We start from the raw sequence: 12,561 nt of genomic DNA on the forward strand, positions 1-12,561 counted from the left end.
AGGAGATGTTCCTTTTGTTTACAGCTTTTTTATTTGAAAAAAGATGAAAATTTCCAATTTTGTAGGTGTTTTTGACTAAAACTAAAATGAGGTCATAGGATTTAGTTTTTATTTGCACATGAACCGTTTTAAAGAAGCCGAAAATACCTAGGGTAACATAAAAAAACAGGTAAGTTCTCCTGATTCATAAAAAGGAGCCGGACATTCTTTGAATTCTTTTAGTGATTGATAGTAAAATAATGCGATAAGATGACATCGAAGAGAATGAAAAGGAGCGGTGAAATGAAAAGACTACTCATAAGTGGATTCATCTTTCTCATCCTGTGTGCTCTTTTAATGGTGAAATGCAGCCATTCTATCCAAGAAAATAAAGAGCAAAAACAACATCATGAAGAAGTAGAAAAGTATAAGAAAGAGCGAAAAAAAGGGGATCAATATGAAAGTTTTAAACAGCTTATACGGCATGAAAGAGACGGCTATGAGATAGAGTTTCATGAAAAAGGGGGAAGTGACTTACTTGTCTTTTCTCCTCACGGCGGCGAAATTGAACCAGGAACAAGTGAAATTGTAGAAGCATTTGAAAAGAAGTACTCTACGTATTTATTTGAAGGGACAAAACAAGATAACAATCGTGACTTGCATATCACTAGTACAAAATTCGATGAACCAATTTTGGTTCAAATGATTAAAACATATCCCTTTTCTATATCAATCCACGGCTATAAAAGTGATAGAAGACATACACTTGTGGGCGGGACAAACGAAAAAATGCAAGAAGCGGTTGTGCGAGAACTAAAAGACCGGGGCTTCTCCGCAGAGCTCGTGCAAAAAGGCGAGCGCCTCTCTGGAACGGATCCAAACAACATTAATAATCAAAATGCCAGTGGCGAAAGTGTCCAATTAGAAATTAGTACTGCGCAGAGAAAAGCCTTTTTTGACAACTTTGATACAAGAAAAGGAAAGAAAAAAGCATTTAGTCGCTATGTCAGTGGTTTAAAAGAAGTGCTTAGAGAATTCGACCCTTCTTCGTAGAAAAAAGGTTTTGATGGGCAAAAGTACTCTCTTTAAACTTGGTAAAAAAGATAGAAATGTGCAAAATCAACGTAAAATATGAAATAAATGACAATTTGCCTTAAAATCATAAATTATGTAAAATAATAGTTATCAGTTTGATATGATAGAATGGGGCTGAAGTGGATGGCACACAAAATACCATCTTCCGAAGTAGGTGTAAAAATCAATCAATGGTACACACATATTTGCAAATTTGAAGTTGATCAGGCAAACGATATGAAGCGCCTTGTTGAAGAAGACATTCATGAGATGGAAGAAGATCAAGATTTATTACTCTATTATTCTCTCATGGATTTTCGCCATCAAATGATGCTTCAGCACTTAACGCCAGTCCATGCAGGGAATGAATCGCTTCAAGCGGTCTCTTTTCCAAAAGAAATTGAAGAGGCAGAAGATGAGATGACGGGTTTATTGGGCTATTACTTTCATTTTTTCCATGGAATGTATGCATTTACCCAGCACCGGTATATCGAAGCCATTTCCTATTATAAGCATGCGGAACATCAGCTGATCTTAGTGACAGATGAGATCGAAAAAGCGGAATTTTATTATAAAATTGCTGAAGTATACTATCATATGAAACAAACCTATTTTTCTATGCATTATGCGAAAAAAGCGAGAGACATCTATAAGAAACATCAGCTTTATGGAAAAAGAAGCATTCAATGCGATTTTGTGATGGCAGGTAATTGGATTGATGTAAATCAGCATCAAAAAGCGCTCCCGTATTTAGAAAAAGCTTTAAAAGTGTGTGAAGCAATGGAAAGAAAAGAATGCACATCTTATTTTAAGGCGATGGCCCTCAATAACTTAGGAACTTGTCATTATAGTATGGGAACCTATCATACAGCCACTGTCTTCTTTGAACAAGCCATTTCACTTTATCAAAAAGATCAAGCTGCAACGATGATCAAATCATTGTTTTCACTGGCTCTTACTTGTTTTAAACTCGAAGATATGGAGCGAGCGAGTGAGGCTATAAAGGAAGGCATGAATCAGGCCTCTATATTGGGAGATGAAATTTATCAATTGAAATTCCAATTTTTACAGGCACTCTATATAGAAACAGACAGCTCTGAACAATTGAGATCAGCCCTTTTTGGACTACGAAACAAAAAAATGTTTGCTGATTTAGAGGAATTGGCACTTGATGCGGCTAATTATTATAAGGAACGCGACATGTACAAGGAATCTTCCACTTTTTTTGAAATTGTGATCGAAGCGCGTACGCACATTCAAAAAGGAGATGAGATGTATGAGAACGAAGCATAACATGTCAGCTGCTCAAGTAGAAGAAAGACTTCACACATAAAAACAGACAAAACGACACCCTTTACGAAAAACGTAAAGGGCTTTTTTATTTATTCTTGGATTGCTTTTTCTGCGTCGATGGCACCTGCTCCGTAAATCATTGGGTCCTCTCCAGACCACTTGCTTGTATTTTCTTTTAATAAAGTTTTGACTTCATCAGGTGTTAAATCTGGTGAATGCTCTAATAATAGTGCGCAGATACCGGCACAAATGGGTGTCGCCATCGAAGTGCCAGATAACGTCGTATAATCATCATCGACTCTACTTGATTTATCTAGTTTATCTAGGAATGATCTTGGTGATCTAAGAGAGACGATATTGACTCCTGGTGCGAGGAGGTCGGGCTTTGTTTCACCGTAGACCGTTGGACCTCTGCTCGAAAATGGTGCCACGACATCGTCACTTGATTCTGGCGTATTTCGATCATCATAGGCTCCGACTGTAATGACTTTTTGACTCACGGCAGGGCTTGCGATCGTTTGACTGTTAGGACCGGAGTTCCCAGCAGCAACGCATACGACAATCCCTTGATCCCAAGCTGCATTGACAGCGCGCACCATCGGATCGTCTTGTTCGTCATCATAACGCTGTGCATCGCCGCCTAGTGACATACTGATGATGTGAATTGGGTCATCAGGATGGTCTTCGTTGAACTGTATGCACCACTCAACACCTTCTATAATAGTAGAAAGTGATCCAGCGCCTTGTTTATTTAACACTTTTACCCCAATGATATTGGCTTTTGGAGCGGGTCCTTTGTATAAGCCGTCTGAGGCAGCTCCGTCTCCAGCCACATCCCCAGCGCAATGCGTTCCATGACCGTTATCATCATAAGGTTTCGTTTTTTGTTTGACTAAATCTACAAAGTCGCGAATTCTTCCATCTAAGTCCTCATGTGGGTATACGCCTGTGTCAACGACCGCAACCGTAATGCCTTCACCGGTTAAGGTCGTGCCATTTCGGACGACTTCATCCGCATGACTTGATTGTGTTGCCACATCCAGCAGTGCATGTACCTGTCTGTCTAAATATATTTTGCGAATATGCTCCTCATTCGCTAAGAGTTCCTCTAAAGCAGCAGGGGTAAGATCAGCAGCGCAGCAGTTAATATGTGAAAAATGTTTTTTGATGTTTGTTTTTCTGCTTTTTTTCATTAGCTGCTTTGTGCTTTGAATACCTGCTTCAACTGCATCTTCTTTAAATTCAATGATGACCCGAAGCTTCTTGCTCTTCTTTAACCTTCCTTCAAAAAAACGATGAAGAAAACAAGGCGTCCACTTAAAAGGTTTATAGAGGTGAAGGACGGTCTCTCTTAAAGGCTGATCCAATTTACTAGCATGTGTTCTGACCATTTGTACCATGGAAAATCCAAACATGTGATGCCCTCCATTCTAGCTATCCATTCTCGTACACTCTTACGTTATGAACATGACAGCATCTTTGTTCGGATTCTTGTCCCTTCTTTTGTTCATATTGGCGGCTGACTCATTCCCTTCAAAAAGAAAAGCGCTTACATTTTGTAAAATAATAGAAAAAGGTGGAAATCATATCAAAACTGCCGATGATAGGTGGGAGAGTTCTTCTTAGAGAACCAGTAAAACAGAGGATTCTGCAGAAAAAAGGGGGGTTCTAGACAGGGTCAATGCTCATACAAATGTGATTCATTCCAGATGAAAAAAATCAAATTCGCATAAAAAAAAGACGAATTAAAGAAAACAGACTGGGTAGGACTAGGTCATTTTAAACATAACTTCATTTGTTTGTCATACTATTCTAACTCTGTTTTCAATCAGGAGAGGCGTTTCTGTGTATATAAATGCAATTATCTTATTTTTGAGGAATCTCATGATCTAGAGTGTTATGATCAAATTTGAAGAGAAAATGTGGAAAAAATGAAAAGAAATGATGATTCAATATTAATCATAGAAACGGCTTAGAAATCTGTTAAAGGAGAACGGGAATGAAGAAGTTTTTTGCTTTGCTTCTCCTGCTTGTCATCGGATGGGGCGTCTATTATACGATGCAAGCACAGGAACATGATGAGCCAGTGTCATCAGGTGGAGAAGACGAAAGCGGTTCAAATGATATGTATCGCAATTTTAAAGAACTGGAAGAGAATGAATCAACAGATCATTATCAAATTACATCCAATCCAGTGCCCGGCAGCCGTCTTCTAGTGATGTCGCCTCATGGCGGGAGAATCGAAGGCGGCGTTAGTGAGATTGTCCATTTTTTTGATAACGATTTTTCTACGTACTTATTTGAAGGTTTGAGAGAAAATGCATCAGAACTTCATATTACAAGTACAAACTTCGATGAACCAATCGGAGTCACACAGGCAAAAGCACATGATTATGTATTAGCTGTTCATGGTTATAAAGGGGAGCCGGGAATTGATCACACCCTTGTTGGCGGAACAGACTATAACCGTGCTGAGAAAATTGTGAACTCATTAGAGCGCAACGGTTTTTCTGCTGAACTTGCAGTTGCACACGCAACCCTAAGCGGAACGAGCAATCATAATATTAATAATCTTACAAAAACAGGGCAAAGTGTACAGCTTGAGATTAGTAGAAGTCAACGGGAAGCGTTATTTGACAGTTTCGATTTTCGGCAGCGGTCGAGTACAAAAAACGAGACGTTCTACCGGTATGTCAGGGCGATTCGAACGGTGCTGGATGAAGAATATACGTAAGGATGGTGCACATCTTAAGACAGCAAGATGAATTCTTGTTACACTATAAAAAGTGATAACAAAAGGAGAGACAGATATGGCGCGTCATCATTTTCATCTTCAGGCAAGCTGGCCTGGTCTGCGTAACGATGTGGGGACAATCGAATGTGAACAGTTAAAGACGGAGATTTCCATTCCAAAAGAAATGGATGGACCGGGTATTGGAACAAATCCAGATGAGATGCTCCTAGGTGCAGCGGCCACATGTTATATCATTACACTTGCAGCCATGATGGAGCGGAGTCAATTAGAGAAAGAGGATTTATCGATGAGCTCTGAGGCAGTTGTCGATGTGACAAACGGTGTGTTTACATATGAGAAAATCATTCACCGTCCTGTCATCATTCTCAAAGAGTCGGCTACAGCACAGGACATAGAACGAGCTCGTAAGCTTGCACATAAAGCTGAAAGCTCATGTATGATCTCTAGAGCTGTGCAAGGGAATGTCCATATTTCCTTAGAAGAAACCATCAAAGCTGGTTATTAAGTAAAAAAGTCATTTTCTCTTGATTAATGGAGAAAATGACTTTTTTTATGACGTCCATTCGGTTTGATCGAATGGTTCTTTCTTTTCTTCCTTTTGTTTTTTGGATTGATTTAAGACAATGACGCCGCATATGACAAGTGCAAGACCAATGAATCCTTTCATATGAATGGTTTCGTTAAATAGCACGAGGCCCACAAGAGCAGTAAGTGCTGTACCGACCCCAGACCAAGTGGCATATGCAGATGACAGCTCAATTGTTTTGAGTGCCAAACTGAGAAAGGTAAAGGCGCATACAAATCCGATCAGCACCCCCATACTCGGCAGCACCTGTGTAAAACCTTGCGAAAGCTTCAGCATCGTACTGCCAAAAACCTCTGTCAAAATGGCTCCTGTTAAATAAAGCATTCCTTTCATATCACTTCACATCCTTTAAGACATATTTAATAGTACGACCCCTGAAACAAGCATCGCCATTCCAATAAGTGCTTGACGGTTCAAGGTTTCTTTGAAAAAGAGCACGCCAAAAAAAGCCGTGAGGACGGTACCGACCCCAGACCAAGTGGCGTAAGACATGCTAAGTGGAATGATATTAAGGGTCAATGACAACATGTAAAAAGCAAGTGTGTAGCCAGCGACAACGACAGCGCTAGGTTTAAAGCGTGTGAAACCATTTGATAGTTTCAGCATCGCTGCCCCGATTGCTTCTGAAAAAATGGCGATAGCCAAAAAAAGATATCCGAGGATCATCATCATCCCTCCTCTAAAATGTATAAAATCCGATGAAGTAAAAGGGTTTTTTCCTCTCGATTCAATGGTTCAAGCTGAAACATTTCTGAAAACCATATACCATCACAGGCAAGACGGATCAGCTGGCTAAGTGCAGGGTCATTGATTTCCTCGGTTGCTTTTTCTTTAAATTCCGCATAAAAATGACGCCAAGGATTTAATAATGCTTCATCAAATGACATGGTAGCCAGCATGCTTGTACATAGCTGTGTGGTGTTTTGTCTATCAAGGTCATTTAATGTGGCCAATATATAGGCACGTACATAAGGTGCCTTTTCGTTTTTGTATGTTTCCTGATACGTGTCAAGCTGCTGACGAAAAGAGGCAACCGCATGCTCATTCATTTGCTGGATCAGGTCTTCCTTGCTCGAAAAATGATACAGTAGCCCGGCTTTGGTCATATTTGCATGTTCTGCCACCTGCTGAAGGGTGAGCTGACTCAATCCTTCTTTTAGAATGGTGTGAGCTGCTGCCTCAAAAATTTGTTCTTTTTTCGTTTTAGACATAAAAAAAACACCTACTTTACTGAACGGTCGGTAAAGTAAATGTTAACCTATGAAAAACAAATGTGTCAATCGATTCATTTTATAAGAGGATGTTTTCACTAAATCGTCATATTTAATAATAAGGGTATGGTCCATATGGCGGGTATGGCGGTGGATAAGGATAACCATAGCCATATCCTGGAGCAAGAAGCGACCCAGCTAAAAGCCCTCCAGCAAAACCACCTAAAAATGGCGGTCCAAAAAATCCAGGTCTCCCATAGCCAAAACCAGGGCGCCCAAACCCAAACCCAGGTCTTCCAAAACCAAATCCAGGGCGTCCAAATCCAAAAGGTCTTCTCATCTCATCTTGAACAAACGGTGCGTCAAAATAATTCATAAAAAAAGACTCCTTTCACATAAAATCACTGTAACTGACATCAGTGTATTCGAGTGGCCCACTTGTGTTTGGGTGAATGCCTAAAATAAGGAGGAATGTAAAAAATGGGCCTGTATCCGTCTGATTGGGCTAAATGTCCACCTCATGCACATGCTTATAAAGCGCGAACGGATGTAACCGAAGAACATTATCATTTAATAGAAGGTATTTCTCAGCCTGTGAATGGAAGCAGTACCGACAGACATACTCATTATTACCGGGGGATCACGTCATTTGAAAGAGGGCATTTTCATAGATATTATGGCGTCACTGGACCTGCTATCCCAAGAGTGGACGGGACGCACTACCATGAAATTGAGGAAGTCACGTTTTCTGCCTATACCGACTCTGTCCCGATTCCATATGGGGGAGTCGTTTACAGTCCAGATGAAGAAAGGCCAACGCATAAGCACCGTTTAAAAGGAAAGACATATGAAGTGGTCGGGAATGAACCACTTGGCTGGTGACAAGGAGTATATAGGAGAGAAAGAGAAGTTATGCTATACTGTAGGCAGTTTGTAAAAGAGAGTGATGTTATGAAAAAACAACCAGTGATTGTATTAGTAGGTCCGACGGCTGTCGGAAAAACAAAGCTGAGCATTGATATAGCGAAAGCATTTAATGGAGAAATTATCAGCGGGGATTCCATGCAGATCTATAAAGGGATGGATATTGGAACAGCGAAAATCACCCCTGAAGAAATGAATGGCGTACCGCACCATTTAATCGATATTAAACAACCGGATGAATCGTTTTCTACAGCTGAATTTCAGCAGCTTGTCCGCTTAAAAATCAAAGAGATTGCTGCGAGAGGGAAAACGCCCATGATTGTTGGTGGAACTGGGCTATATATTCAGTCTGTTTTATATGATTACACGTTTACTGATGAGAAAAGTGATCCTGCTTTTAGAGAAGAGATGACGCTGTTTAAGCAGCAGCATGGACCGATCAAGCTGTATGAAAAGCTAAAAGAAGCCGATCCTGACGCTGCAAAAGCGATTCATCCGAATAACGTCCGCCGCGTGATAAGGGCGCTTGAAATCATCCATACAACAGGTCAGAAAATGTCTGATATGCAAAACGGGCATCAAGAAGTTCCTCTTTATGACACTGCCTTCATTGGGCTGAAAATGGACCGAGAGCTTTTGTACGAGCGCATTCATCAAAGAATTGATATGATGTTAGATGAAGGCTTAATTGAAGAAGTGAGCGCACTTTATCAATCTGGTTTGAAAGATTGTCAGTCTGTTCAAGCGATTGGTTATAAAGAGTTGTATGCCTATTTTCAAGGCGATTGCTCACTTGATGAAGCCATCCAGCAATTAAAACAAAATTCCCGCAGATATGCGAAGCGTCAGTTTACGTGGTTCCGTAATAAAATGGATGTCACCTGGTTTGATATGACACCACCTTGCCACTTTTCGGACAAAAAAGAGGAAATTTTCGCATATATAGCAGGAAAGCTTGGACTTAAAGCGAAACTGTAGTTATCAGAATCAAGGAGGACGAAACATGAAACCGATTAATATTCAGGACCAATTTTTGAATCAGATCCGCAAAGACAATACATTTGTCACAGTATTTTTACTGAATGGCTTTCAGCTTCGCGGTCAAGTAAAGGGATTTGACAATTTCACGGTGCTGCTTGAGACAGAAGGGAAGCAGCAGCTTATTTATAAACATGCGATTTCAACATTTGCTCCTCAAAAAAATGTAAATCTTGAATTAGAATAAACACCCGTTTTCACCAATAGCCCCATGCAGCTGCGAATAAACCGGCCGAAACCCGCTACGTTTTTTGTCAGTGCAGAGGGGCTATTTTGTATGCCATGAAACTTTTCTGTCCAAGTTGCGTATAAATCCTTATTGGACATTTAAAAGGTGAGGGGATTTATATGGAAAATGCAGAGCTTGAATTGAGAAGGATTCGAGTGATCCTTCTTTTGATTGGAATCGTTGTCTTATTTGGATCATGCGCCATCTCGAACATCGAAACGAGACAAGAAAGTTGGCATAACCATTCTAGTGAGCATGATGGGAGCCATGTTGATGGTCTTTTACCATCATCTGTTGCGCTAAAAAATAATCACATTGCTGTTGTGAAAGATGATGAAGTACATGTATACCGGTTTGATGAAAAAGAAGGAGAGCTGACGCTCATTACGACAAAGTACATAGATGAATGGGATGAAGATGATGGTGATAGTGAAGACTTTGATGAAGAGTAAGCACGTAAATTTACAAATGAATGTGAAGTCGCTACACTATAAACATGCATCAGACATCTAGACAGAAAAGGATGAGTTCATGACACACAAAATTAAAATTAATCATTGGGAACAAACTTGTGAAGATGACTCCTGTTTCGAATATGGAACAAGCGTTTCTGTAAACGGGAAAGAATTAGTAAGAGAAGCCTCGATCGTCTCTGCGCTTGAAGCGGTGCTCAAAGAATTAGGTGTTGAAGTGGAAATAACAGAAGTGTCAGAAGATTTACAGTGCGATGCCTACAAAAAATAAAACAAAAAGTCTAGTCTACTAAGCGATTTTTTTTCGTGTTATGATAGATTTCGGTTTCAGTTGAATAGGGAGTAGGGCAGTCTATTTTTAGAACCTGCTCTGCTCTATTTATTTGAACGTACGAGTTCGGCTATGAATGTTCGGCCGGGTTGGTTGATTTTTTTCGTTTCGAGTATCTATATATTGTGTTTTGAAAAAACATAGTATACTATATATAGTGAATAACGAAATGATCAACAATACTAAAAACTAGGTCGTGATGGAATTGATTCAAATCGTATTTGATTCAAAAACAGGAAATGTTCAACGCTTTTTGGACAAGACCCCTTTTACAGACAAACGAAAATTGACTGGAGAAGAGTTTTTGGATACGCCGTTTATTCTCGTCACCTTTACGACAGGATTTGGACAAGTCCCTGGTACCACTCAGTCATTTTTAGAGAAAAATGCGCACCTTTTACTAGGTGTAGCGGTGAGTGGGAACAAAGTGTGGGGAGATAACTTTGCCAAAAGCGCCGATACGATTTCTAAACAATATCAAGTTCCTATTTTGCACACCTTTGAACTAAGCGGAACAAAAAGGGATGTTGAATTGTTTACACAGGAGGTAGAAAGAATTGTCACAAAATCAGGTTCCAAAGTGGATACAATTAAATAACGAGATTATGATTCAAAAAGAAGGAAAGTTTCAGTTCGACAAGGACAAAGAAGCTGTACATAGTTATTTCGTAGATTATATTAATCAAAACACGGTCTTCTTTCATAATCTAGAAGAGAAGATTGATTACTTAATAGAAAACGACTACTATGAGGAAGAATTTTTAAGACAATACAGCATGTCAGATATTAAAGAAGTATTTGAAGCTGCATATGCCAAGAAATTTAGATTCCCATCATTTATGAGTGCGTTTAAGTTTTACAATGACTATGCACTGAAAACAAATGACAAAAAGAAAATCCTTGAACGCTATGAAGACCGTATTTCAGTTGTGGCTCTTTTCTTTGCGGGCGGAGACAAAAAGAAAGCACTCGAGTTTGTGGAACTGATGATCAACCAAGAGTATCAGCCAAGTACACCAACATTCTTAAACGCAGGCCGTAAAAGACGTGGTGAGCTGGTGAGCTGCTTCTTGCTTGAAGTGAATGACTCATTAAACGATATCTCAAGAGCCATTGATATTTCCATGCAGCTGTCTAAATTAGGCGGCGGCGTCAGCTTGAACCTTTCAAAGCTTCGTGCGAAAGGTGAAGCGATCAAAGATGTTGAAAATGCGACCAAAGGTGTCGTAGGCGTCATGAAACTTCTTGATAATGCATTCCGATATGCAGATCAAATGGGACAAAGACAAGGTTCAGGCAGTGCCTACCTGAATATTTTCCACAGAGATATTAATGATTTCTTAGATACGAAAAAAATCTCTGCGGATGAAGATGTTCGTGTGAAAACACTTTCGATCGGTGTCGTCATCCCAGATAAATTTATCGAGCTTGCTAGAGAAGATAAAACAGCTTACACATTCTATCCTCATACAGTTTATAAAGCTTATGGACAGCATCTTGATGAGATGGATATGGAAGAAATGTATGACGAGCTTGTAGAAAACCCGAAAGTCAAAAAAGAAAAAGTCAATCCGAGAAAACTTCTTGAAAAATTAGCTGTTCTGCGCTCAGAATCAGGCTATCCATATATCATGTTCCAAGATAATGTGAATAGAGAGCACGCTCTGAACCATATTTCACGTGTGAAATTCTCAAACCTTTGCTCAGAAGTCCTTCAAGCTTCAGAAGTCTCTTCTTACACGGACTATGATCAAGATGATGAGATCGGACTTGATATTTCTTGTAACCTTGGTTCTTTAAATATCATGAACGTGATGAAAAACAAATCCATTGAAAAAACAGTCAAGCTTGCAACGGACTCACTTACACTTGTGTCTGAAACAACAGATATCCGCAATGCACCAGCTGTTAGAAAAGCGAACAAAGCGATGAAGTCAATTGGACTTGGTGCGATGAACCTTCACGGGTATTTAGCTCAAAACCAAATCGCTTATGAAAGTGAAGAAGCAAGAGATTTCGCTAATACGTTCTTTATGATGGTGAACTATTACTCCATTAAGCGTTCAAGTGAGCTTGCAAAAGAAAAAGGGGAAACATTCCACCGTTATGAGGGCTCTGGTTATGCAACAGGTGAGTACTTCAATAAATACGTGGAAAATGATTTCACTCCAAAAACAGAAAAAGCAGCTGCGCTATTTGAAGGGATGCACATTCCAACGAAAGAAGATTGGGCAGCACTCAAAGATTTTGTAGCGGAAAATGGCATGTATCATAGCTATCGATTATGTATTGCGCCAACAGGTTCTATTTCGTATGTTCAATCGGCAACAGCGTCTGTGATGCCAATTATGGAACGTATCGAAGAAAGAACATACGGAAACAGCAAAACGTATTATCCAATGCCAGGACTTTCAGCACAAAACTGGTTCTTCTATAAAGAAGCATACGATATGGACATGTTTAAAGTGGTCGATATGATCGCAACCATTCAGCAGCACGTCGATCAAGGAATCAGCTTTACATTATTCCTAAAAGATACGATGACAACGCGTGACTTAAATCGCATCGATCTTTATGCACACCATAAAGGCATTAAGACACTTTATTATGCAAGAACGAAGGATACAGGGCAGGAAGGCTGTCTTTCTTGTGTTGTTTGATTAAAGGA

At 39.8% G+C, this 12,561-nt stretch carries 16 protein-coding genes; 11 read left to right on the plus strand and 5 right to left on the minus strand.

Annotated features, from left to right (window positions below):
* The first annotated feature begins 282 nt into the window (after positions 1-282).
* Together NSQ64_RS09390 and NSQ64_RS09395 are read left to right on the plus strand one after the other, a co-directional pair.
* Complete coding sequence (locus NSQ64_RS09390) at positions 283-1,032, plus strand: poly-gamma-glutamate hydrolase family protein (RefSeq protein ID WP_008344021.1); 750 nt, start codon at positions 283-285, stop codon at positions 1,030-1,032.
* A 165-nt stretch (positions 1,033-1,197) separates the two neighbouring features.
* Positions 1,198-2,346 carry a Rap family tetratricopeptide repeat protein gene (locus tag NSQ64_RS09395; RefSeq protein WP_268382662.1) on the plus strand — a complete coding sequence of 383 codons (1,149 nt, stop codon included), beginning with the start codon at positions 1,198-1,200 and terminating at the stop codon, positions 2,344-2,346.
* An 89-nt stretch (positions 2,347-2,435) separates the two neighbouring features.
* On the opposite strand, the gene NSQ64_RS09400 is transcribed toward NSQ64_RS09395, so the two are convergent.
* A complete protein-coding gene (locus tag NSQ64_RS09400) occupies positions 2,436-3,761 on the minus strand; it encodes a S8 family peptidase (protein WP_045035125.1) in 1,326 nt (441 codons plus the stop codon).
* Positions 3,762-4,345: 584 nt separating this feature from the next.
* Here NSQ64_RS09400 and NSQ64_RS09405 point away from each other — a divergent pair.
* Positions 4,346-5,080 (plus strand): poly-gamma-glutamate hydrolase family protein, encoded by a 735-nt coding sequence (locus tag NSQ64_RS09405; protein WP_341016113.1) that lies wholly within the window; start codon positions 4,346-4,348, stop codon positions 5,078-5,080.
* A 76-nt stretch (positions 5,081-5,156) separates the two neighbouring features.
* Positions 5,157-5,606 carry an OsmC family protein gene (locus NSQ64_RS09410; RefSeq protein ID WP_017367284.1) on the plus strand — a complete coding sequence of 150 codons (450 nt, stop codon included), beginning with the start codon at positions 5,157-5,159 and terminating at the stop codon, positions 5,604-5,606.
* Positions 5,607-5,651: 45 nt separating this feature from the next.
* On the opposite strand, the gene erbB is transcribed toward NSQ64_RS09410, so the two are convergent.
* From erbB to NSQ64_RS09430, 4 genes are all read right to left on the minus strand, one after another.
* The gene (gene erbB / locus NSQ64_RS09415; RefSeq protein ID WP_341016115.1) at positions 5,652-6,020 is read right to left on the minus strand and encodes an SMR family multidrug efflux transporter EbrB; all 369 of its coding nucleotides are present in this window, start codon (positions 6,018-6,020) and stop codon (positions 5,652-5,654) included.
* Between the two features lie 15 nt (positions 6,021-6,035).
* Positions 6,036-6,353, minus strand: a complete 318-nt coding sequence (erbA, locus tag NSQ64_RS09420; protein ID WP_017367286.1) for an SMR family multidrug efflux transporter EbrA — start codon at positions 6,351-6,353, stop codon at positions 6,036-6,038.
* Positions 6,354-6,355: 2 nt separating this feature from the next.
* The gene (locus NSQ64_RS09425) at positions 6,356-6,898 is read right to left on the minus strand and encodes a TetR/AcrR family transcriptional regulator (protein WP_341016118.1); all 543 of its coding nucleotides are present in this window, start codon (positions 6,896-6,898) and stop codon (positions 6,356-6,358) included.
* Positions 6,899-7,010: 112 nt separating this feature from the next.
* Positions 7,011-7,274, minus strand: coding sequence for a hypothetical protein (locus tag NSQ64_RS09430; RefSeq protein WP_017359036.1), 264 nt, complete (start codon positions 7,272-7,274; stop codon positions 7,011-7,013).
* 104 nt (positions 7,275-7,378) lie between these two features.
* Between NSQ64_RS09430 and NSQ64_RS09435 the strand changes: the two genes are divergently transcribed.
* From NSQ64_RS09435 to nrdE, 7 genes are all read left to right on the plus strand, one after another.
* The gene (locus tag NSQ64_RS09435; RefSeq protein WP_007499437.1) at positions 7,379-7,780 is read left to right on the plus strand and encodes a YmaF family protein; all 402 of its coding nucleotides are present in this window, start codon (positions 7,379-7,381) and stop codon (positions 7,778-7,780) included.
* 69 nt (positions 7,781-7,849) lie between these two features.
* Entirely contained in the window at positions 7,850-8,800 is a 951-nt protein-coding gene (miaA, locus tag NSQ64_RS09440; protein ID WP_039166571.1) for a tRNA (adenosine(37)-N6)-dimethylallyltransferase MiaA, read from the plus strand.
* 25 nt (positions 8,801-8,825) lie between these two features.
* Complete coding sequence (gene hfq, locus NSQ64_RS09445) at positions 8,826-9,047, plus strand: RNA chaperone Hfq (RefSeq protein WP_003211269.1); 222 nt, start codon at positions 8,826-8,828, stop codon at positions 9,045-9,047.
* A 161-nt stretch (positions 9,048-9,208) separates the two neighbouring features.
* Complete coding sequence (locus tag NSQ64_RS09450; protein ID WP_035391989.1) at positions 9,209-9,541, plus strand: YmzC family protein; 333 nt, start codon at positions 9,209-9,211, stop codon at positions 9,539-9,541.
* Positions 9,542-9,620: 79 nt separating this feature from the next.
* Positions 9,621-9,833: a hypothetical protein gene (locus tag NSQ64_RS09455; RefSeq protein WP_003212415.1), complete on the plus strand. Its 213-nt coding sequence runs from the start codon at positions 9,621-9,623 to the stop codon at positions 9,831-9,833.
* A 265-nt stretch (positions 9,834-10,098) separates the two neighbouring features.
* Positions 10,099-10,491: a class Ib ribonucleoside-diphosphate reductase assembly flavoprotein NrdI gene (gene nrdI / locus NSQ64_RS09460; RefSeq protein WP_017359034.1), complete on the plus strand. Its 393-nt coding sequence runs from the start codon at positions 10,099-10,101 to the stop codon at positions 10,489-10,491.
* A complete protein-coding gene (gene nrdE, locus NSQ64_RS09465) occupies positions 10,451-12,553 on the plus strand; it encodes a class 1b ribonucleoside-diphosphate reductase subunit alpha (RefSeq protein WP_017359033.1) in 2,103 nt (700 codons plus the stop codon). Before nrdI ends, nrdE begins: the two co-directional genes overlap by 41 nt.
* Positions 12,554-12,561: the final 8 nt, after the last annotated feature.

Origin of the sequence: Bacillus sp. FSL W8-0183, from assembly GCF_038006825.1 — a bacterium.
Lineage (GTDB): Bacteria > Bacillota > Bacilli > Bacillales > Bacillaceae > Bacillus > Bacillus altitudinis.